General features: G+C 72.0%; 22 protein-coding genes and 1 pseudogene. 12 read left to right on the top strand and 11 right to left on the bottom strand.

Annotated elements, in window-relative coordinates; all coding sequences use genetic code 11:
• Positions 1-50 precede the first annotated feature (50 nt).
• The 4 genes from LX83_RS25530 to cobC are packed head-to-tail and all read right to left on the bottom strand — an operon-like array spanning position 51 to position 4,012.
• Positions 51-1,256 (bottom strand): bifunctional RNase H/acid phosphatase, encoded by a 1,206-nt coding sequence (locus LX83_RS25530; protein WP_253775733.1) that lies wholly within the window; start codon positions 1,254-1,256, stop codon positions 51-53.
• Positions 1,253-1,990 carry a zinc ribbon domain-containing protein gene (locus LX83_RS25525; protein ID WP_253775731.1) on the bottom strand — a complete coding sequence of 246 codons (738 nt, stop codon included), beginning with the start codon at positions 1,988-1,990 and terminating at the stop codon, positions 1,253-1,255. Before LX83_RS25525 ends, LX83_RS25530 begins: the two co-directional genes overlap by 4 nt.
• A gap of 49 nt (positions 1,991-2,039) precedes the next feature.
• Entirely contained in the window at positions 2,040-2,900 is an 861-nt protein-coding gene (locus LX83_RS25520; RefSeq protein WP_253775729.1) for a Nif3-like dinuclear metal center hexameric protein, read from the bottom strand.
• On the bottom strand, positions 2,897-4,012 hold the full coding sequence (cobC, locus tag LX83_RS25515) for an Rv2231c family pyridoxal phosphate-dependent protein CobC (RefSeq protein ID WP_253775727.1): 1,116 nt from the start codon (positions 4,010-4,012) through the stop codon (positions 2,897-2,899). The genes LX83_RS25520 and cobC overlap by 4 nt, the downstream gene beginning before the upstream one ends.
• Before the next feature lie 88 nt (positions 4,013-4,100).
• On the opposite strand from cobC, the gene LX83_RS25510 reads away from it, so the two are divergent.
• Together LX83_RS25510 and LX83_RS25505 are read left to right on the top strand one after the other, a co-directional pair.
• Positions 4,101-4,592: a low molecular weight protein-tyrosine-phosphatase gene (locus LX83_RS25510; RefSeq protein WP_308204043.1), complete on the top strand. Its 492-nt coding sequence runs from the start codon at positions 4,101-4,103 to the stop codon at positions 4,590-4,592.
• Positions 4,589-5,452 (top strand): fructosamine kinase family protein, encoded by an 864-nt coding sequence (locus tag LX83_RS25505; RefSeq protein WP_253775725.1) that lies wholly within the window; start codon positions 4,589-4,591, stop codon positions 5,450-5,452. Before LX83_RS25510 ends, LX83_RS25505 begins: the two co-directional genes overlap by 4 nt.
• Here the strand turns inward: LX83_RS25505 and LX83_RS25500 are convergent, their stop codons facing one another.
• On the bottom strand, positions 5,453-8,320 hold the full coding sequence (locus LX83_RS25500) for a tetratricopeptide repeat protein (RefSeq protein ID WP_253775723.1): 2,868 nt from the start codon (positions 8,318-8,320) through the stop codon (positions 5,453-5,455). It lies immediately after the preceding gene.
• 17 nt (positions 8,321-8,337) lie between these two features.
• Entirely contained in the window at positions 8,338-8,517 is a 180-nt protein-coding gene (locus LX83_RS25495) for a hypothetical protein (RefSeq protein WP_253775721.1), read from the bottom strand.
• Between the two features lie 414 nt (positions 8,518-8,931).
• On the opposite strand from LX83_RS25495, the gene LX83_RS25490 reads away from it, so the two are divergent.
• The 4 genes and pseudogenes from LX83_RS25490 (at position 8,932) to LX83_RS25475 (ending at position 12,741) form a co-directional block, all read left to right on the top strand.
• Positions 8,932-9,912 (top strand): EamA family transporter, encoded by a 981-nt coding sequence (locus LX83_RS25490; protein WP_253775719.1) that lies wholly within the window; start codon positions 8,932-8,934, stop codon positions 9,910-9,912.
• Positions 9,913-10,137: 225 nt separating this feature from the next.
• A complete protein-coding gene (locus LX83_RS25485) occupies positions 10,138-10,974 on the top strand; it encodes an NAD(P)H-binding protein (RefSeq protein WP_253775717.1) in 837 nt (278 codons plus the stop codon).
• A gap of 335 nt (positions 10,975-11,309) precedes the next feature.
• A pseudogene (locus LX83_RS25480) lies at positions 11,310-12,188 on the top strand (glycoside hydrolase family 16 protein); the annotation flags it as partial.
• Between the two features lie 175 nt (positions 12,189-12,363).
• On the top strand, positions 12,364-12,741 hold the full coding sequence (locus LX83_RS25475; protein ID WP_253775713.1) for a hypothetical protein: 378 nt from the start codon (positions 12,364-12,366) through the stop codon (positions 12,739-12,741).
• Between the two features lie 60 nt (positions 12,742-12,801).
• Here LX83_RS25475 and LX83_RS25470 read toward each other — a convergent pair whose 3' ends face one another.
• Together LX83_RS25470 and LX83_RS25465 are read right to left on the bottom strand one after the other, a co-directional pair.
• Positions 12,802-12,993, bottom strand: coding sequence for a DUF397 domain-containing protein (locus tag LX83_RS25470; protein WP_253775710.1), 192 nt, complete (start codon positions 12,991-12,993; stop codon positions 12,802-12,804).
• Positions 12,990-13,853 (bottom strand): helix-turn-helix domain-containing protein, encoded by an 864-nt coding sequence (locus tag LX83_RS25465; protein ID WP_253775708.1) that lies wholly within the window; start codon positions 13,851-13,853, stop codon positions 12,990-12,992. The genes LX83_RS25470 and LX83_RS25465 overlap by 4 nt, the downstream gene beginning before the upstream one ends.
• A gap of 592 nt (positions 13,854-14,445) precedes the next feature.
• Here LX83_RS25465 and LX83_RS25460 point away from each other — a divergent pair.
• Genes LX83_RS25460 through LX83_RS38040 form a run of 6 tightly spaced genes read left to right on the top strand, consistent with a single transcriptional unit; the run spans position 14,446 to position 15,889 of the window.
• Positions 14,446-14,652, top strand: a complete 207-nt coding sequence (locus LX83_RS25460; RefSeq protein WP_253775706.1) for a hypothetical protein — start codon at positions 14,446-14,448, stop codon at positions 14,650-14,652.
• Positions 14,649-15,059 carry a hypothetical protein gene (locus LX83_RS25455; protein WP_253775704.1) on the top strand — a complete coding sequence of 137 codons (411 nt, stop codon included), beginning with the start codon at positions 14,649-14,651 and terminating at the stop codon, positions 15,057-15,059. The genes LX83_RS25460 and LX83_RS25455 overlap by 4 nt, the downstream gene beginning before the upstream one ends.
• The gene (locus LX83_RS25450) at positions 15,056-15,349 is read left to right on the top strand and encodes a zinc finger protein (protein WP_253775702.1); all 294 of its coding nucleotides are present in this window, start codon (positions 15,056-15,058) and stop codon (positions 15,347-15,349) included. The genes LX83_RS25455 and LX83_RS25450 overlap by 4 nt, the downstream gene beginning before the upstream one ends.
• Positions 15,346-15,576: a hypothetical protein gene (locus LX83_RS25445; RefSeq protein ID WP_253775700.1), complete on the top strand. Its 231-nt coding sequence runs from the start codon at positions 15,346-15,348 to the stop codon at positions 15,574-15,576. The genes LX83_RS25450 and LX83_RS25445 overlap by 4 nt, the downstream gene beginning before the upstream one ends.
• The gene (locus tag LX83_RS25440; RefSeq protein ID WP_253775698.1) at positions 15,573-15,764 is read left to right on the top strand and encodes a hypothetical protein; all 192 of its coding nucleotides are present in this window, start codon (positions 15,573-15,575) and stop codon (positions 15,762-15,764) included. Before LX83_RS25445 ends, LX83_RS25440 begins: the two co-directional genes overlap by 4 nt.
• On the top strand, positions 15,761-15,889 hold the full coding sequence (locus tag LX83_RS38040; protein WP_301328846.1) for a hypothetical protein: 129 nt from the start codon (positions 15,761-15,763) through the stop codon (positions 15,887-15,889). Before LX83_RS25440 ends, LX83_RS38040 begins: the two co-directional genes overlap by 4 nt.
• A 97-nt stretch (positions 15,890-15,986) precedes the next feature.
• On the opposite strand, the gene LX83_RS25435 is transcribed toward LX83_RS38040, so the two are convergent.
• Genes LX83_RS25435 through tgmA form a run of 3 tightly spaced genes read right to left on the bottom strand, consistent with a single transcriptional unit; the run spans position 15,987 to position 18,372 of the window.
• On the bottom strand, positions 15,987-17,117 hold the full coding sequence (locus LX83_RS25435; RefSeq protein WP_253775696.1) for a methyltransferase domain-containing protein: 1,131 nt from the start codon (positions 17,115-17,117) through the stop codon (positions 15,987-15,989).
• A complete protein-coding gene (locus LX83_RS25430) occupies positions 17,114-18,055 on the bottom strand; it encodes an MvdC/MvdD family ATP grasp protein (protein ID WP_253775694.1) in 942 nt (313 codons plus the stop codon). Before LX83_RS25430 ends, LX83_RS25435 begins: the two co-directional genes overlap by 4 nt.
• A gap of 20 nt (positions 18,056-18,075) precedes the next feature.
• Positions 18,076-18,372 carry a putative ATP-grasp-modified RiPP gene (gene tgmA / locus LX83_RS25425; protein WP_253775692.1) on the bottom strand — a complete coding sequence of 99 codons (297 nt, stop codon included), beginning with the start codon at positions 18,370-18,372 and terminating at the stop codon, positions 18,076-18,078.
• Positions 18,373-19,226 lie beyond the last annotated feature (854 nt).

Below are 19,226 nucleotides of genomic sequence, written 5' to 3'. Positions count from 1 at the left end.
CAGCCTTGTATTCAGATACAGGACTGTATGCGAGTGGGCGAGCCGTTTTCTCAGTCGGTGAGGTGGGCGAGGTGGGAGATGTCGTTGACCAGCCGGACCGAGGCGTTGCCGTCCGGGTAGAACTCGACGATGGACAGCGACGCCAGGTCCAGGTGCAGCCGGAACAGCAGGGACGGCCCCACGTCCAGCCCCATCCGCAGCAGCGACTTGATCGGGGTGACGTGGCTGACCACCACGATCGTCCGGCCGGCGTACTCGGCGACCAGCTCGTCCCTGGCCCGCCGCACCCGCTGGTGCGCGCTGTCGAAGCTCTCCCCGTTGGGCGGCGCCACCGACGGGTCGGCCAGCCAGCGCGCGTGCAGCTCGGGGTCGCGCTGGGCCGCCTCGGCGAAGGTCAGCCCCTCCCAGTCACCGAAGTCGGTCTCCACCAGCCCGGGATGGGTGCGCAGCAGGCCCCCGGTCGCCTCGGCCACCGCCTGCCCGGTCTGCCTGGTGCGGCCCAGCGGTGAGGTGATCACCGGCGCCGGGTCCGCGCCGCCCACCCCGTCCAGCTGGGCCAGCCGGTGCGCGGCGGCCTTGACCTGGCGCAGGCCGACCTCGGTCAGCGGCACGTCGCCCCGCCCCGAGTACCGGCGCTCCACCGACATCTCGGTCTGGCCGTGGCGCAGCAGCAACAGCTTGGTGGGCGTGCCCTGCGCGCCGTTCCAGCGCGACGGCCGGCTGCGGTCCGCGGTCTCGGTCCCCGGCGGTTCCACGCCGGGCAGTTCCGGCTTGGCCTGGGCCGCCGTCGGGACCGCTCGCGTTAACGGCGGGTCGGGCGGTTCGTCGAGCCGGGTGCTGCCGCCGTCCCGCTGCTCGTCCATGGCCCGGTTGGCCAGCCGGTCGGCGTGCTTGTTGCTCTCCCGGGGGATCCACGCGTAGCTGACCTCGGCGAAGTGGCTGGACAGCTCCCTCGCCCGCTCGGCCAGGGGGGCCAGCTGGGCGTTCTTGATCTTCCAACGGCCGGTCATCTGCTCGACCACCAGCTTGGAGTCCATCCGCACGTCGACCACGTGGGCGCCGAGTTCGCGGGCCGCGCGCAAGCCGGCGACCAGGCCGGAGTACTCGGCCACGTTGTTGGTGGTCACCCCGAGGCCGGCGAACCGCTCGGCGAGCACCTCACCGGTCAGCGCGTCCCGCACGACCGCGCCGTACCCGGCCGGGCCCGGGTTGCCCCGGGAGCCCCCGTCGGCCTCGACGATGACCCGGGTGGTCACAGTCCCGACTCCCCGGTGCGCACCATGATCGCCCCGCACTCCTCACAGCAGACGACCTCGTCGGCGGCTGCCTCGCGCAGCTTGCCCAGGGCGCTGCGGTCCAGCTCCAGCCGGCACGCGCCGCACCGCCGGCCGCGCACCAGGGCCGCGCCGATGCCCTTGTTCTTGCGGACCCGCTCGTACAGGGCGAGCAGGTCCTCCGGGAACCGCTTGACGACCAGCTCCCGGTCGGCCAGCCGCTTGGCCTCGGTGGACTCCAGGTCGGCCAGGGCCTCGTCGCGTCGGCCGGTCGCGTCGGCCAGGCGCTGCTCGGCCGCGTCCACCTCGGCCTGGGACCGCTGCACGTCCGCGTCGACCGCTTCCCGCCGCTCCATCAGTTCGAGCAGGTCGTCCTCGAGCGCGCTCTGCCGGCGCTGCAGCGTGGCCAGCTCGTGCTGGAGGTCGTTCAACTGCTTGGCGCTGACCGTGCCAGCGTCGAGCAGCGCCTGGTCCCGGTCCCGGCGGGACCGCACCTGGTCGATCTCGGTCTCCTGGCGCCGCACGTCCCGGTCCAGGTCGCCGAGGGTGGTCTGCACCGCGATCAGCGCGTCGCGTTTGGTCCGCAGCTCCTTCTCCACCTCGCTGATCTCGGCCAGTTCGGGCAGGGTGCGCCGACGGTGGTTGACGCGGCTGAGTTCGGCGTCGAACTCGGCGAGGTCGAGCAGCCTGCGCTGCACGGCGGGGTCGGCTTTCACTCGTTGGTCCTCCTGGTCAACTGCGTCGCGTGCGTCAACTGCTGCTGCGTCAACTGCTGGCTGGGTCAACTGCTGGCTGGTGGGCGGTCGCACCCACGGTCCACGGATCGGTCCGGCGGGTGGACACAAGGACGTCGACGGTACCGGGGAAGGCGGACCGGATGACGCCGGCCGCCTGCTCGCACCACGGCCACTCACTGGCCCAGTGCGCCACGTCCACCAGCGCCGGCACCCGCCCGCCGGGCACGTCCGCCCTGGCCAGGTGCTCGCCGGCGGGGTGGTGGCGCAGGTCGGCGGTGACGTAGGCGTCCACCCCGGCCCGGCGGGCCGCGTCCAGGTAGCTGTCCCCGGCCCCGCCGCACACCGCCACCGTGCTGATCACCCGGTCCGGGTCGCCGGCGCCGCGCACGCCCCAGGCGGTGGCCGGCAGGGCCGCGGCGACGTGGCGCACGAACTCGGCGAACGGCCGCGGCCGGGGCAGCACGCCGATCCGGCCGACGCCGAGGCGCCGGTCTGTCTCATGTGGACTCAGCGGGCGGGTGTCGCGCAGCCCCAGTGCGGCGGCCAGCGCGTCGGACACCCCGGGGTTGGCCACGTCCGCGCTGGTGTGCGCGCAGTACAGGGCGGCGCCGGCGCGCACCAGCCGGTGCACCAAGCGCCCCTTGGGCTCGTCGGCCGGCACGCCGTGCACGCCGCGCAGCAGCAGGGGGTGGTGGGCGAGGACGAGCTGGGCGCCAACCTCGACCGCTTCGTCCACAGTGGACTCAACAGGGTCGACGCAGACCAGCACCCGGCGCACCGGCTCGGCCGGGTCCCCGCACACCAGGCCGACCGCGTCCCACGATTCGGCCAGGGCCGGCGGATAGGCCGCCTCCAGCGCCGCCACCACCTCGGCCAGACTTGCCGTCATCCGCGCACCTCCACTCTCGCCGCCACACCCGGTCGCAGCTGCGCGCACACCTCGGCGCACACCTCGGCCAGCGCCGCGACCAGCGGGCCGGCCACCTCCGGCGGACGCACGGCCACCCGCAGGTGGTCGCGGGTCAGGCCGGGAAACGTGTCGGCCCGGCGCACCGCCATGCCGCGCCGCCGCAGTTCGGCGCGCACCAGCTCCCCGTCGGGCACGCGCAGCAGCACGAACGGTCCCCGCGGCGCGGCCTCGACGCGCAGCCCGGGCACGGTGGCCAGGGCGGCGAGCAGCTCGGCCCGGTGCGCCACGGCCTGGTCGGCCAGCTCGGCCGCGTGCGCCAGGGCCGCCGGCTGCGAACAGGCCAGCACCGCCTCCAGGGTCAGCGTGCCCACCGGCCACGGCGGGCGGTGCCTGGTCAGCCGGGCCAGCAGCGCGGGATCGCCCAGCGCGTAACCGGCGCGCAGCCCGGGCAGCGCCCACGTCTTGGTGAGGCTGCGCAGCACCAGCAGCCCGGGCACGTCGGCCGCGGCCGCCAGGGACTCGGGTTCCCCGGGCACGGCGTCGGCGAACGCCTCGTCCACCACCAGCACCCGGCCGGGCCGGGCCAGGCCGCGCAGGACCTCGGCGGGGTGCAGCACCGAGGTCGGGTTGGTCGGGTTGCCGATCACCACCAGGTCCGCGTCCGCCGGCACCAGTTCCGGCCGCAGCGCGTAGCCGTCCTCGGCGGCCAGCAGCACCCGGTGCACGGGCACGCCCGCGTCGGCCAGCGCCACCTCCGGCTCGGTGAACCCGGGGTGCACCACCGCGGCCAGGCGTGGGCGCAGCACCGGCAGCAGGGCGAAGCCCTCGGCCGCGCCGTTGAGGATCACCACGTGGTCGGGGTGGCGGTGGTGCCGGTCGGCCACGGCCTGCCTGGCCCTGGCGTCCAGCTCCGCCGACGGGTAGCTGCCCAGCGCGTCCAGGGCGGCGGCCAGCCGGTCCCGTAACCAGCGGGGCGGCCGGTCGGCCCGGACGTTGACCGCGAAGTCGACCAGGCCGGGGGTGGCGTCAACATCGCCGTGGTGGCGCAGGACGGCACGCTCGGCCGCGTACCCGGTCTCGTGGCTGGTCATCGCGGTGCAGTCTAGGCCCGCGCGCCGCCCGCCCTCGGCCGCCCGCGTGGCTGCCCCACCGCCCCGGCCCCTCCGTACGCTCGATGCCGTGCACATCTGTTTCGTCTGCTCGGGCAACATCTGCCGGTCGCCCATGGCCGCCCTGATCTGCGCCGACCACCTGCGCCGCGCCGGTCTGGCCGACCGGGTGCGGGTGAGCAGCGCCGGCATCGGGCCGTGGCACGTGGGTGAGCCGATCGACCCGCGCGCCGGCAAGCTCCTGGCCGACCACGGCTATCCCACCGGGCACGTGGCCGCGCAGGTCAACGACGAGCACCTGGCCGCTGACCTGCTGGTGGCGATGGACACCGGGCACGCGCGGGCGCTGGTCCGGCTGCTCGACGAGGCCGGCACCGGTGGCGCTGACCGGGTGCGGATGCTGCGGTCGTTCGAGCCGAACCCGGACCGGCTGGGTGACGTGGACCACGGCGACTGGGACGTGCCCGACCCCTACTACGACGGCCGGGCCGGGTTCGTCGCGGTGTTCGACATGATCGAGGCGGCCATGCCCGGCCTGCTCGACTGGGTGCGCCAGCGGTGACCGACCGGGCCGAGGCCGGCGCGGCCGCCGCCGAGGTGACCGGGCAGCCGGTCAGCGGGGTCGCGTCGGTGGGTGGCGCGGTGTGGCGGGCGGCACTGGCCGACGGCCGGGCCGTGCTGGTCAAACACCACCCGCGGGCCGGTGCCGCTCAGGCCGAGGCCACCGGGCTGGCCTGGCTGGCCGAGCCGGGTGCCGTGCCCGTGCCCGCGGTGCACGGGTGGCGGGAGCACTGGCTGGTGACCGACTACGTGCCGGCTGGCCGGCCCGGTGTCGCCGCGGCTGAGGAGTTCGGGCGGGGCCTGGCCGAGCTGCACGCGGCCGGGGCGCCCACCGTTGGCTCGCCCCCGCCCGGTGGCCCGGCGCGGGCGTGGATCGGGCTGGCACCCATGCGCGACGAGCCGGGCGAGCATTGGCCGGCCTGGTACGCCGCCCACCGGGTGCGGCCCTACCTGCGCGCCGCCGTGGACCAGGGCGCGCTCAGCCACGCCCAGGCCGGGTTGGTCGAGACGGTGTGCGAGCGGATCGACGAGCTGGCCGGACCGCCCGAGCCACCGGCCCGGCTGCACGGCGACCTGTGGAGCGGCAACGTGCACTGGGCCGCCGACGGCCGCGCCTGGCTGATCGACCCGGCCGCGCACGGCGGGCACCGGGAAACCGACCTGGCCATGCTCGCCCTGTTCGGCTGCCCGCACCTGGACCGGGTGCTGGCCGCCTACCACGAACACACCCCGCTGGCCGACGGCTGGCAGGACCGGGTCGCACTGCACCAGCTGTTCCCGCTGCTGGTGCACACCGTGCTGTTCGGCGGCGGCTACGCGGCCCAGACCGTGGCCGCCGCCAGGGCCGCGCTGCGCGCCTGATCAGGCGGGCTGGCCGGACAGCCGGTCGAGCAGCGCCGCGGCCTTCGGGGCGAACGCGGCGTTGCCGGTGTCCCTGGCGATCTCCAGGAACCGTACGGCCGCCGCGGGGTCGCCGGCCCGGTGGCGCATCTCACCAACCCGGTACGCCGCCTCCGCGACCAGGTCCGGCCGGTCGGTGCGGTCCAGCGTGGACCGGTAGTGCCGTTCGGCGCCCGCCCAGTCCTCCACCAGGTAGTGCAGCTCGGCCAGGTGCGCCAGGGCGAACGGCGCCTGCTCGGGGTCGCCGGTGTCGATGATCCTGCCGAACCAGCGTGTCGCCTCGGCGACGTCCCGTTCACCCTTGGCCAGGTAGCCCAGGCTCAGCGCGACCTCGATCGAGAACCGCTGCTCGGACACGTCCGCCAACTCCAGGAAACAACGTCGGGCCTGGTCGTTGTCGCCGGCCAAGCCGGCCAGCCGGCCCAGTTCCAGCCGGCCCCAGTGGCCGATCTCGGCGTGGCCGGAGTCGGCGCACCGCTGCTGCGCGGCACGGGCCGCCGCCAGGTCACCCCGCTGCTTGTGCACCAGGCCGAGGCGGTAGCTGGCGATGGGGCTGTAGTGGGCGTCGGCGAGTCGCTCGGCCCGCTCGTAGGCGGTGACGGCGGCGTCGACGTCGCCCCGGGCCCGCTCCAGGTCACCGAGGAAGTACGCGGCACGGGCGGCCAACTCGGCTCCGTCCACCGCCATGACCAGGGCGTAGGCAGTGGCTGCGGCGTCGTGCTCGCCGGCCCGCCGCAGCGCGACACCGAGGTGGTAGCAGTAGTGCTCGTCAAACCCCGACCGCCTGCGGATCGCCGCTGCCTCGACGGCCTCGCCGCGCTGGGTGTGCGACACGACCAGGCCGGTGGCGGCCTTGCGCCCACTCGCGCCGGCCTCGTCCGCGTCCACCACCACCCGGTACAGCGCGTCGGCCGCGCGGAGATCGCCGGCGAGGTGGCGTGACCTGGCCACGTCGACCACCGCGTCCAGAGCGGCCCCGGCGTCCGAGCGCGCGCCAACGATGACGGCCCGCTCCACCAGCTCCACCGCGCGGTCCAGCTCACCAGCCTCGGCGTGCGCCGTGGCCCGCTCGCACAACCGGTGCACGGCGAACGCGCTGTTCCCGACGTCGCCGACCTCGATCAGCAGGTCCTTGACGGCGTCGTGCGCGGCCGTGTCGCCACCGGCCCGGAACGCCTTCGCCACCGCCCGGCACAGCTGCGTCGCCGCGCCGAACTGGCTGTTGCCGTCCGTGCAGAGCCGCAGCAGCACCGGGCGGGCCGCGTCGAACTCGCGTCGGACCACCAGTCGCACCACTGCGGCCGCGCCACCGTGCTCGGGGTCCCACTCCGGGATCTGCTCCAGCACGTACTGGGCGTCCCACACGTTCCCTTCCACCACCATGCCCCAGGCGAACCAGGGAACGGCCTCGTCCGGACCGGTGACCAGCACCCGCTCAGCCAGTTCGCTGACCTCGTCCTGGTACTCCCACTCCGCCAACCGCTGGCCGAGGTCGAGGCAGGCCCGCGCGAGCAGGCCGGGGTGCCCGTGCTCGATCACCCGCTCGTAGAGGTCCAGCTCCGCGTCGGAGTCGGACACCAGATCGACCTGGAGCATCGCCGCCCACGGCCAGAACGGCTGGTCCGTCCCGAGCGCGCCGGCCAGCTCCTCGGCCGCCTGGTCGAACAGGTCGACCTCGTCGCCGCCGAGCAGGGCGTTGTCGAGCAGGAGTGTGCCGCGCAGGTAGCTGGCGTAGCAGCGGGTCAGCGCCGAGCCGTCCACACCGGTGAGGTGGTCCACCGCCTGGTCCAACCGGCCGGAGCGCACCAGCAGATCGCCGAGCAGCACCGCGCCGATCGCGGCCCGCTGGGCGTTGGTGCCGTCCTCGGCCAGTGCCTCAGCCGATGCGACCGCCTCGGGGACGCCGGTCAGGAACCGGCCGAGGGTGGCGTGCTCCTCGGCGCCCAGGGTGTCGAGCAGGGCCAACACCAGGGCGGCGCGGGGGCCGTTGGCGAAGTCGCCACTGGCTGCCACCCGGGTCAGCAGCGCCCGCGCCGCAACCGGGTCGCCCTCGACCAGGTCGATGCCGGCCAACACCGCGGCGGCCGCAACGGCACCCGCCGGCCAGGCGGTGTCGGCGAGGGCACGCAACGCCGATCGCGCGGCGGCGACGTCACCGGCCTGGTAGCGGCGCAACGCGGAGTCCACGGCGGCCGGCCGCACACCAGTGCGGTCCGCGATGTCCACCTGGTACGCCGCGATCTCGGCCGGGCCAGGAAGAACCAGGCCCACCGGAGCTGGCTCGGCGGCCTGTGCCCTGGCGCGCTCAGCACCAGCCCGATCGTCCACTTCGGACAGAAGGGCGGCCAGCGCGGTGGCGGCCGGCGGCCGGTGGCGCGGGTGCCCCGAGTCGACCACCTCGCGCAGCCACTTCACAGCGCTCTTGACATCACCCTCGCCACGCGACAACTCCGCCAGCACGGCACCGGCTTCCGGGGCGAGATCGGGGTGCCCCGACTCGACCACCTCGGTCAGCGCGACGCGCGCCCGGCCCCGCTCCGCCAGCTCCGTCCACACGCGAGCCGAGTGCAGCAGGGCGAACCACCGCACCGGAGAGCGGGGGTCGTCGGCCGCGCGGCCGAACGCCGCCGTCGCACCAGCCAGCTCACCGAGCCGGTGCCGGGCCAGGCCAACGCAGTTCAGCGCCGGACCGAGCAGGCCGGGCCCGGCCAACCCCACCGCACGCTCGGCCGCCGGCAACGCCGCCGACCAGTCGCCACGCTCCGCGTGTTCGACGAAGTCCGCCAACGCCGCCCGACCGGCCGACACCCCCTCCGCTGACGTGGACACCTTCCCCGACACCCCCATCACCCGTCTCGGCTGCCCGGCAGCGTAGCCACACCCCCTGACAACGCCCAGCCGTCGACAGCGACACTGGCCAGGCCCGCGGCGGCGCGCTCGGTGAGAACGCTGTCACCGCTGTCGCTGGCAGCCGCCGAGCAGCGCACCACCTCGGCGACGATCGCCGGCGCGTCCGCGATGTCCACAACGGACCGGCAGCGGCACGGCCGCCGGTACGGCCGCCGCAGCGATGGCCGGCACAGTCCCCACCGGCACAGTCCCCACCGGCACAGTCCCCACCGGCACAGTCCCCACCGGCACAGCCCCCACCCGCCCAGGGGGGCGACCCCGGGTCCAGCCTATCCACCCCCCACCCGCGGGGACATGGGCGCGAGCGGAGCTGTGGACAACCGCGGTGGCTGTGCACAACCCCCACCTCGAACGGGTGAAGACGCCGGCAGCTCCGGCAAGCTGTGGTATCAGGCGGAGCCAGCGCCCCCACCCGAACTCGACCTCGTGTCCGGCCGCCGCCCCCGGGCGGTGTCCCGCCGTGCCGCGCCGGGCTCCTGTTGCCGGAAAACCGTTGGTCAGGGCGGTGATCCCGCGGGCATGGTAGCGGCGTGGCCGCAGTGGAGAAGACCGCGCGAGTGCCGACCCGGGCTCGGGCGACCGCGCTGAACCTGACCTCCTGGGTGCTGTTCGCCAGTTCCGGTCCGCTGGCCAAGGCGGTGATGGCGGCTGGCTGGTCCGCGGTCGCGGTGACCTCGGTGCGGATCGCGCTGGCCGCGGTGCTGCTGGTACCGGCGGTCGCGGTGCTGCGGCCTCGGGCGCTGCGGTTCCGCCGCGCCGACCTGTGGCTGCTGCTCGGCTACGGCCTGCTCGGTGTCGCCGGAGTGCAGTTGTTCTTCTTCCTGGCCGTGGCCCGCGTCCCGGTCGGGGTGGCGATGGTGCTGGTCAACCTGGCGCCCGTGCTGGTCGCGCTGTGGCTGCGGGTGGTGCGGCGGACCCGGCTTCCCGGGCTGGTGTGGGTGGGCATCGGGCTGGCCGTGGCCGGACTGGCCCTGGTCGCGGAGATCTGGCGGGCCGACCGGCTGGACCTGCTCGGCGTCGCCGCCGGGCTGGCCGCCGCGGCCTGCTCGGCCGGGTACTTCCTGCTCGGCGAGCACGGCGCGAGCAGGCACGATCCGGCCGGGTTGACCGCGACCGGGCTGGCGGTCGGCGCGGTGGTGGTGGCGACGTTCAGTCCGCCGTGGACGCTGCCCGCGAATCTGCTCAACGCCCCCGCGGTGCTCGGCGGCGCACAGGCCCCGGTGTGGCTGGTGCTGCTGGTGCTGGCCGTGGTCACCACCGCCCTGCCCTACCTGGCCGGGTTGTCGGCACTGCGCGCGCTGCCCTCGACCCTGGCCAGCGTGCTGGCCCTGGTGGAACCGCTGGTCGCCGCCGTGCTGGCCTGGCTGCTGCTCGGCCAGGCGCTCGGCCTGCCGCAGCTGGCCGGGGCGGTAGTGCTGCTCGCCGGTGCCGTGCTGGTGCAGCTGATCGGCCCGAATCCGCCGACCACGCCCGAACAGCCCGGCCTCCCGTCGGCCACCCCGGGCCGGTGACCTCGCCCGCCGCCACCTCTCCCGCGAAAAAGGGCATTCGCACCAGCCGTCTCACCCCGTTTTGACAAATGCGTTTCCATCCGATCCGACCAGCATTGTGAATCACTTGACAACAAGCTCCGAATCTGTTCGAGAGAATTTCACCGCAGCCATGTGCGCGAATTCGGAGAATGGGGTAGCTTCGCCGCGCCAATTACCGGATTCGCGAGTGGGAGTGCAGAGCGAATGACAGTCTTGGTGACCGGCGCGACCGGGTCGGTCGGCCGACACGTGGTCGATCAACTGCTGGCCGCTGGCCAGCAGGTTCGGGCGCTGACCAGGAATCCGGCCACCGCTGGCCTGCCGGCCGGGGTCGACGTGCGCCAGGGGGACCTCAACCACGCCGACGCGTTGGCCGGCGCGCTGGACAAGGTCGACCGGGTGTACCTGTTTCCGGTGTTCGACCACCCCGAGGCGTTTGTCGACATGGCGGTGTCGGCCGGGGTTCGACGCATTGTGGTGTTGTCGTCGGATTCCACGGTGAACCGACTGGAAACGAACTGGTCGGCCGGTGAGGCGCACCTGGCCACGGAACGCGCGGTGGAACGATCCGGTGTGGAGTGGACGCACGTGCGGCCGGGCGGGTTCGCCGGCAACACGCTGGAGTGGGCGCCGATGATCCGCGCCGACGGGGTGGTCCGGGCGCCCTACGGGGCCGGGGCGCAGTCGCTGATCCACGAGGCGGACATCGCGGCGGTGGCCACGCGGGCGCTGCTGGAGGACGGCCACGCCGGCCAGCGCTACCGGCTCTCCGGCCCGGAGGCGGTGACCAGGGTCGACCAGGCGCGGCTGATCGGCGAGGCGCTCGGCCGGGACGTCCGGTTCGCGGAGATCACCGCCGAGCAGTGGCGGGCGCAGGTCAGCGCGTTCCTGTCGGAGGAGGTGATGACCATGCTGCTGGGCTACTGGGCGCGCGCGGTGGACCAGCCGGACCCGGTGCTGCCCACGGTGGCCGAGGTGACCGGGCGCCCGGCCCGCACCTTTGCCGAGTGGGCCGTTGACCACGCGGACCGCTTCCGCTGACCGGCCCCGCCTGACCGAACTGTCCACTGAGGACGACTACCGCACCAGCGACCGTCCCCAGTGGACAAGTCGCGCCACCGGCGCACAACTCCGGTGCCGGGCCGGTTTCTCGCCGGCGCGGCGTTGCCCGGCCCGGCACCGGATGCCGCCGTTTCGCCTCTTGCGCCCTGGTCCAGACCATGCATACTTTGTTGCCACCAACAACGAATCGTGCACTGACCAGTACGGATCGACGACTGCCAGGACTCCGCCGCCCGTGGCAGTTGCCGCCTTCACCGCCCCACGCCGGCCGCCGCCCGCGGCCCGCGTGGACGCGCGCAAGAGAGGTGACAACGATGTCCTCACGGCTCATCCCACGCCGGTCCCGGATCATCACGGCGCTCGCCGCCCCGGTGCTGGCCGCCGCGGTCCTGGCCCCGGCGGCATCAGCCCAGGCGAGCCAGCCGGCCAGCGCGGCCGCCGCCCAGCGCGGCGAGGTGTCCGCCGCGGCGGTCACGTTCTCCGACGACTTCAACGGCCCGGCCGGCAGTGCCGTGGACGGCAGCAAGTGGGTGGTGGAGACCGGCGACAACGTCAACAACCACGAGCGCCAGTACTACACGCCCGGCACCAACAACGCCGCGCTCGACGGCCAGGGCAACCTGGTGATCACCGCGCGCCGGGAGAACCCGGCCGGCTACAACTGCTGGTACGGCAGCTGCCAGTACACCTCGGCCCGGCTGAACACCTCCGGCCGGTTCAGCCAGACCTACGGCCACTTCGAGGCCAGGATGAAGCTGCCGCGCGGCCAGGGCATGTGGCCGGCGTTCTGGATGCTCGGCACCGACATCGGCAGCGTGGGCTGGCCGAACAGCGGCGAGATCGACATCATGGAGAACGTCGGCTTCGAACCGCGCACGGTGCACGGCACCATCCACGGCCCGGGTTACTCCGGCTCCGGCGGCATCGGCGCCGGCTACGGCATCGGCGACGACTTCGCCAACGCCTTCCACGTGTTCGCCGTGGACTGGTCGCCGAACAAGATCACCTGGTCGGTGGACGGAACCGTCTACCAGACGCGCACCCCAGCCGACCTCGGCGGCAACCGGTGGGTGTTCGACCACCCGTTCTTCCTGATCCTGAACCTGGCCGTGGGCGGCTACTGGCCCGGCGACCCGGACGGCAGCACGGTGTTCCCGCAGCAACTGGTGGTCGACTACGTGCGGGTCACCAACTAGGTCTGACCTGCGATTTCCCCTCAAAGAGCCTGAAGGAGCCGCAAGGAGCCGGAAGGAGCCTTCCGGCTGGTCAGGCGGGGTACGGAAGTCCCAACGAAGGAGTCCCCGGGAGCGCCGAGGAACAGCAACTCATCCCACGGTGCATCCCACGGCATCCCACAGAGGAGCAACCATGCCCCGCACCGCACCACCTCGCACCTACTCCCCCGCGGACGTCCTGTCCGCGGTCGCCCGGATGCTGAAGGCGCAGCGCCCCGGTGGCATCGGCCTGGCCGCACCCACCGACGTGCGGACGCTGACCGGATCGGAGGCGCTGCCCGAGCTGGCCATGCCCAGCACCCGCGCGTTGATCCAGTGGGCTGAGGCACTGACCGACACCACCTTGACCGTGACCGGCTGGCTCGGCGGGACGATCCACGTCCGGGCGGTCGGCCGGATCCCCCGCGGCCCGCGCGTCGCGGTCACGGCGTGGGTGGACGCCGACCTCGGCCTGGCCGTCGATGAGACGCGCACGGCCGCGTTGGGTGAACTCCGACAGTTGGCCGAGTAGCCTCAAGACACAGAGCAGCCCCGCTCAAGTCCCGTGAGCGGGGCTGCTGCTTGCCGTAGATCAGCCGTCGAGCCGGCCGGCCTTGACGGCGCCGAGGAACCTCACCAGTTCCGCCTGCCCGAAGGTCAGCATCGGGCCGGTGGGGTTCTTAGAGTCCCGCACGGCAGCGAGGGCCGCTGTCCGGGCCAACTCCACACAGTCGTTGTTCGGGACACTGTAGGTGCTTCTCCGCCACACGATCTGTTCGCTCATTGTTCCTGCTCTAGACGTCGGGCTTGTTCGGTCATGACCTCTATCGAGTCACTCTCCGACAGTGCGAGGGAGAGGGCATCATCGAAAGTTCCGGCGAACTTGGCAACATCGTCCGCCTTCTCGATCCAGTCTCCTCCGCTCGGGTACTCCAGGTACACGACATCAGACTCATCCGGGGCGGGAAACGCAAGAACGGTCAGGCCGCCCGTCATCGCACCGTACTCACCTGCCGCGAAGGGGATCAGCCGGACCGACACGTTCGGTAGTTGGGTGAGGCGCACGACGTGGCGCAACTGCTCGGCCATAACGAGCGGGCCACCAATAGGGCGCCTGATAACTGCTTCGTCGAGCAGGATCAGGAATTCCATCGGGTTCGGCCCGTGGAGTCGTTGCTGCCTGCGCTCGATGGCCACGGAATCTCGGTCGGCATCGGTACCGGAGTTGATGAAGCGTGCCAACGCGCGATACATCGCGGCTCTGTATGCGGGCGTCTGCAACGGGCCCGGGAACAACGACTGCTGAAGAGTTCGGGCCGAACTGGCATCGTCCCACGCCTTGAGGAACGCCCTGTACTTGGGCGGCATGGAACTGGAGTGCTGGACCGGAGCGGTCTCTTGCTTCGCTTCTTCCCAGAGGTCTTCGGCTTGTTTTCGTTGCTCGGCCGTTGCCTGATAGAAGCCGAGCATGGCGGTAAGAACGGCGTAGTCGCACAACGTGTGCCCGTTCTCCATGCGGGAAATCGTGGAAGTGCTCTTGCGGAGCAAGCCGGCGACCGCCTCTGGCTTGAGCCCGGCTCGCTCCCGCAGTTCAACCAAAAACTTGCCCAGCTTGCGCTTGCGTCGGGTCTGGGTGCTCGGCATCTGCCCCTCCTGGTGATTACGGCCTGTCGCCAGCATCCCGCAGGCTCCGTAGCCAAGGTCACAACTTCACCCGATAGGTGCAATGCGCCGGTGCATTGCACCGGGTAGCGTTCACTGCTGCCAGCGTGACCACATGGTCCCGCGGGCGCCAGAGCGGCGAGCCACCGGCTCCACTACCGGCTTACCGCCTCTTATGTCCGACCCCGACCGGCCGGACACCTACGGGTGGTGGCATCACGCGATTCCCGCCACCCCGTGGAGCAGCAAGACGGTCGAGTAGGCCCCCGGCTCCCGTCCTGCTGCTCCACCCAGCGAAGGTGGTGGTGATCGTGACAGCACTACTCGTCTGGTCCGTTCTCGGCCTCATGGCCACGACGGTGATCGGCGGACTCTGGCGCTACCTGATCACGGCGTTCCCGCTGGATGAGCACCTCGCTGACCAACCGCGCCAAGCGGACACCTCCCCTGCCCACCAGGCGCGGCCCAACACTCCGACTGACCCCGCCCCGGACTACCGCTGGATGGCGGCGTGGCCCGGACTGCCCCCACAGCCCGACACCGCCACACCAGTCCACATCGGACAGGAGGCAGCATGAAACGGCGCACATACACCGACTACGACAAGGCCAAGGTGGCCTTGGGCGAGTACCTGGCGACATGGCGTGGACGCCTGCGCCGGCGGTGGCTGGCACGGTGGGGCTGGATCCTGACCGTCGTCACCGCCCGGAGCGACTGCGACTGCCCGCGCTACGAGATCGCCAAGCGGCGCCCGGAATCGCTGCTGAGGTGGCCACGATGACCAACACGCTGATCTACGGGCACAGCACGTTCGCCACCCCACGGGTGCACGGCTGGCTGCCCGACAAGCCCGGGTTCCACCGCGCCCTCTGCGGAATCCAGCTCGCCGACACGCTCATCACCAGCTACCCGCGCCCCACCCGGGAGAACGCCACGTGGTGCGCGGGCTGCTACCTGGTCAGTCAGCACACGCCGGGCGGTACACCGCTGTACGTGATGCGCCGGTCCGCGCTGGACGGTGCCGCCCACATCATCCCCGCCGGCGAGGTCGACCAGGGCCGTTCGTACCGGGCGGTGTGCGGCCACGGCCTGTCCGACGACGTGGCCAAGCCGGTGCCGGCCTACGCCTGCGACGCCTGCCTGCTCACGGCCGACGAGCTGATTCGGCAGGGGGTGAGTACGACGTGACCACCTCAGGCCGGAAGACGTTCCGCTGGTGGCCGGTGGACCACGGGCGGCACGCCATCCCCGGTGAACTCCGGCCCGGCGACACCGGCGAAACCCTCTGCCTGCACCCGGTCACCTATCTCGGCGGCGAACCCTCCAAGCGGGAGTGGCTGTGGCCGACCTGCCAGGTCTGCTACGAGCGGGCCCGCGGCTACACCCACATCTCTCTCGCGGGGTACCACTACGGGCCGGTGCTGCCCGCGCAGCGCCAGACCGAGCAGCATCAGGCTGATTCGCAGGTGATCCGATGACGACGGCGGCGGACTACCTGTGGCGGCAGTGGGTGGAGGACAACCTCCTGCACGCTGTCCCAGCCACCTCCACCGGCGACCGGTTCGGACTCTTCGACGCGGCCTGCGGGACGGTGCTCACCCCCGACGACTCCACACTGATCGAGACGCCGTCCGGACAGCCGTTCTGCCCCGACTGCCTGGTCTACGTGGGCACGCAGGTGGAGGACACGCGGTGGCGGCCGTGACCAGCCCTGGTGACGCCGGCCGGCACTGGCCCGAGCAGGTGGGGCACACCGCGGTGACCGTGCCGCAGCTGCTCGCCCGGATGTGGGCGGTGGGTCGGCGAATCCGCCTCGACTGGGACGCGGCACTGGTGACCGCGGACTACGACCAGTGCGCGACCACCGTCCTGCCGCTGCGGGGGATCGCATGAGGAAGCACCTGCGCTACCTCATCCGGTACTGGCGGAGCCGCCAGGACTACGACGACCCGACCTGGCCGCTGGTCGCCGGACTGGCGTTCTGGCTGCTGCTGCTCTGGTTCCTGTGTTTCTTCTGACCTCTGGGCCACATCCATCATCCGGTGCACTCACCCAGCACCGTGGCCCAGTTGCGGGGAGGTGGGACCGGGTTTCGGCCCGGTCCCACCGATCCATCTACGGCAGTTCCAACACCAGGTGGTCCGGTGAGTCCAACCACAGCAGGTGGGCGCCACCCGGCCGCACCGTCAGCCCGTACCGGTCAAGGTCTGGGCGTCCGGCGTCCTCCCACGCCCGCATGATGTTCAGCAGCCCCGACCACACGTCCCGTGGACCGCTCCATGTCACGAGTACGCGCCCAGCACCGGCCGGCTCGCCGCGCGCCCACGACCCGGTAGACGGGTCGTAGAGGTGCACCGGCGAGTCGGGCGGCGAGTCGAGCAGCAGGTGGTGCCCCAGCGCGGGATAGAACAGCACCCGCAGGTGTGCCCCTGCGGCGGTCGTCCAAAGTTCGCGGGGCAGCGGCGCCGCCTCGTACTGCTCGCCGTCTCCGCTGGCTGCGTTCAACACCTCCTGCGGAGACAGGTGGGCCGGTGCCGCAGTCGTGCGTATGCCCATGAAGCCGGCCGACTCGATGAACGGGCCGCTGGCCACCGTGTTGGTGACGGTGAGCCGGGCGACGCCGAACGCCACGTTGACCACGAGCACGCCGCCCGGCCGCACCTGTTCCAGCCATGCGCCCGGCACCCGCGGTACCTGGCAGGTGGCGATCAGCCGCTCATACGGCGCATGGGCAGCCACACCGTCCGCGCCGTCACCACAAACCACGGTGGGCGCGTAGCCGGCCTGCCGCAGGGACTCCCGGGCCGCGTCCACCAACTCGGGGTCCACGTCCACCGTGGTGACCGCACCGTGCCCCAACGCATGACTGAGCAGGGCGGCGTTGTAGCCAGTGCCGGTGCCGATTTCCAGCACCCGGTGTCCTGGTCGAGCGTCCAGTGCCTCCAGCATGGTTGCCATCAGTGAGGGCCTGGTGGACGAACTGGTGGCGGTGCGGCCGATGAACTGGGTGATCAGACTCGTGTCCGAGTAGACCGCGGCCAGTGCGTCGGCGTGGCGGCCAGGGTCGCCCAGGTCGTGTTCGGTCAACCGGCCGGCGGTGCCGGGCACCGAGAACCGGGTAACGAACAGGTCCCTGGGCACCGATCCGAACGCGTCGACCCACCGGGGCGTGGTCAGGCAGCCCCGTGCGTTGAGGTCAGCGACGAGCCCGCGGCGCAACTCGGCGGGGTCGGTACTGGTGATCACGTCTCTCCTGTGAGGTAGTCGGCCAACGCCTGGATCACGTCCTGCCGGATGGGCTCCAGCCACGCCCACTGGCCGTTGGGGTTCAGGTCCCCGATGAACACCCACTCGCCGTCCGGCCTGATGATCCAGTCCGACGAGGAGTAGACCAGCCGGAACGTGGCCATGAGCCGGCGTAGGCCAGCTGCCACCCGATCGGGTACCTCGGTGGCCTGGTAGGTCAGCCGGTCATGGTCAGCCCTCCAGTCCACAGTGGATCGGCTGGGATGGTCGATGCGCACCGCGAACAGCCGCCCGTCGACCGCGACCACCCGCACCGAGTAGGCGCAGGGCACCCGAGTCTGGAACAGGTGGGCGGTGCGCGCCACGTCGTCGGTGATGTCCTCGGGCTGCACCAGCGCGGTGCGCAACGCCACGTACTCGCCGTTCTCGCTGCGTGGCCCGGTGGTGAGCGGTTTGTAGATCACCCCGGTGTCGGCGTGGTCGCGGCAGAAGTCCCGGGCCTGCTCCGGCGAGTTCGTGATCAGCGAGATAGGGATGGTCAGGCCACAAGCATCGGCAACGGCCAACTGGTGGGCACGCTGGTCGGCTGCGGTGTTGGCGTAGGGGTGGTTGACCCAGCGGACGGACAACGCGGCGAGCAGACCGCCGAGACCAGCACGGGCCTCGGCGGTCGCCCACTGCGCTTCCGTCGCCGTCATCTGGGGATGCACCGCGAAGCCCTGGGGCTTGCGGTACCACACGGCACTGATCTGCTCGATGTCGAGCTGGCGGTAAGGGGTGCGCAGAAACCCACGCCACCCCTCACCGCCGGAGGTGATCAGCGCCGCCTCAGTCAGCCGCTCCGGGAAGTCAGCGAGATCGAACCGCACGACAGACGCGTCACGCCTGTTCAGCTCGGCGATGACGAAGTCCGCTGTAACATCTCCCGGGCGCGTCACTACAGCGACGGAGCCCATGATCAGTCAGCGGGGTCGGAGTCCGTCTCCCACTGGTGGTCGAACTTCGTGTCGCACGGGGTGTAGGGGCCGGTGGGGTCCTTCGGCCGGTCCGCGTCGATCAGCGGCACGCCGTCAGCGGTCGTGGTGATCTGCCGCTCGGGGTCGTAGTGCAGGCCGTCGAAGTGGTGCGCGGCGCCCACCGGGGTGGTGCGGGTCAAGCCCCAGGGGCGCACTCCCGGGCCGCTGGGCACGTCGCTGCTGCGCAGGTTCGGGTCCGCAGGCGGCCACGCCACGAGACCCATCGTCGTGTTGGTCAAGATCAGTTCCTTTGCGCACTCATGGTGCACTCACCCGGCGCGATCGTGCCGACCCAGTCATGAGTTGAGCAAGGGGTGTTCCCCGAAAGGCGCATCAACGCGACGAATGCCCCTGCTGCCCGTGGATGTAGGCGCGCAGGGCTGCACCGCGTCCGGGGGTAGGCTGGCCGGACTAATTGGCCCTGAGAGGATCGCAACGGCCTGCATGTTGGGCTCGCCTCGACAGCGACCAGTGGCCACCACTCATCGACCCCGCAGGGGATCGCAACCTCACGTCCCGGTATTCCGTCGCACAATCCCGCGCGTGTGGCCAGGGCTCATTGACCCCGCAGGGGATCGCAACTCGCTCACGGGATGAACTGGTCGAGGTCGGGTGGCATGGCCAGCACTCATTGACCCCGCAGGGGATCGCAACCGGACCACCTGGTCACGGGCGGTCAGCTGGCGCATGTGGCCAGGGCTCATCGACCCGGCAGGGAATCGCAACGACAGGCCGAGGGCCCAGGTGGCCATCCAGAGCAGGTGGCCAGGGCTCATTGACCCCGCAGGGGATCGCAACCCCTCCAGGCTCACGGCGTCGGCGTTGGCGGTGCGGGCGGCCAGGTCTCATCGACCCCACAGGGGATCGCAACTCGCGCAGCACGATCCACACCGGGAGGTGGCGGTCGGTGTGGCCACCACTCATCGACCCCAACGGGGATCGCAACGATGACGTCCATGCGGGTCGCCAAGATCGTGACGGTGGCCAGCACTCATCGACCCCTGAGGGGATCGCAACATTCGGGCCACGACCCGGTCCACGCGGTACGACCCATTGTGGCCAGCACTCATCGACCCCGCAGGGGAACGCAGAA

Source organism: Goodfellowiella coeruleoviolacea (genome assembly GCF_024171785.1).
Classification (GTDB): domain Bacteria; phylum Actinomycetota; class Actinomycetes; order Mycobacteriales; family Pseudonocardiaceae; genus Goodfellowiella; species Goodfellowiella coeruleoviolacea.
This window is presented reverse-complemented; position numbering and strand designations above follow the sequence as displayed.

Bases quoted from the DNA above. Each gene is read 5' to 3' on its own strand.
- LX83_RS25520 (WP_253775729.1), bottom strand. From the start codon at position 2,900: ATGACGGCAAGTCTGGCCGAGGTGGTGGCGGCGCTGGAGGCGGCCTAT.
- cobC (WP_253775727.1), bottom strand. From the start codon at position 4,012: ATGACCAGCCACGAGACCGGGTACGCGGCCGAGCGTGCCGTCCTGCGC.
- LX83_RS25485 (WP_253775717.1), top strand. From the start codon at position 10,138: ATGACAGTCTTGGTGACCGGCGCGACCGGGTCGGTCGGCCGACACGTG.
- LX83_RS25475 (WP_253775713.1), top strand. From the start codon at position 12,364: ATGCCCCGCACCGCACCACCTCGCACCTACTCCCCCGCGGACGTCCTG.
- LX83_RS25470 (WP_253775710.1), bottom strand. From the start codon at position 12,993: ATGAGCGAACAGATCGTGTGGCGGAGAAGCACCTACAGTGTCCCGAAC.
- LX83_RS25465 (WP_253775708.1), bottom strand. From the start codon at position 13,853: ATGCCGAGCACCCAGACCCGACGCAAGCGCAAGCTGGGCAAGTTTTTG.
- LX83_RS25460 (WP_253775706.1), top strand. From the start codon at position 14,446: ATGAAACGGCGCACATACACCGACTACGACAAGGCCAAGGTGGCCTTG.
- LX83_RS25455 (WP_253775704.1), top strand. From the start codon at position 14,649: ATGACCAACACGCTGATCTACGGGCACAGCACGTTCGCCACCCCACGG.
- LX83_RS25445 (WP_253775700.1), top strand. From the start codon at position 15,346: ATGACGACGGCGGCGGACTACCTGTGGCGGCAGTGGGTGGAGGACAAC.
- LX83_RS38040 (WP_301328846.1), top strand. From the start codon at position 15,761: ATGAGGAAGCACCTGCGCTACCTCATCCGGTACTGGCGGAGCCGCCAG.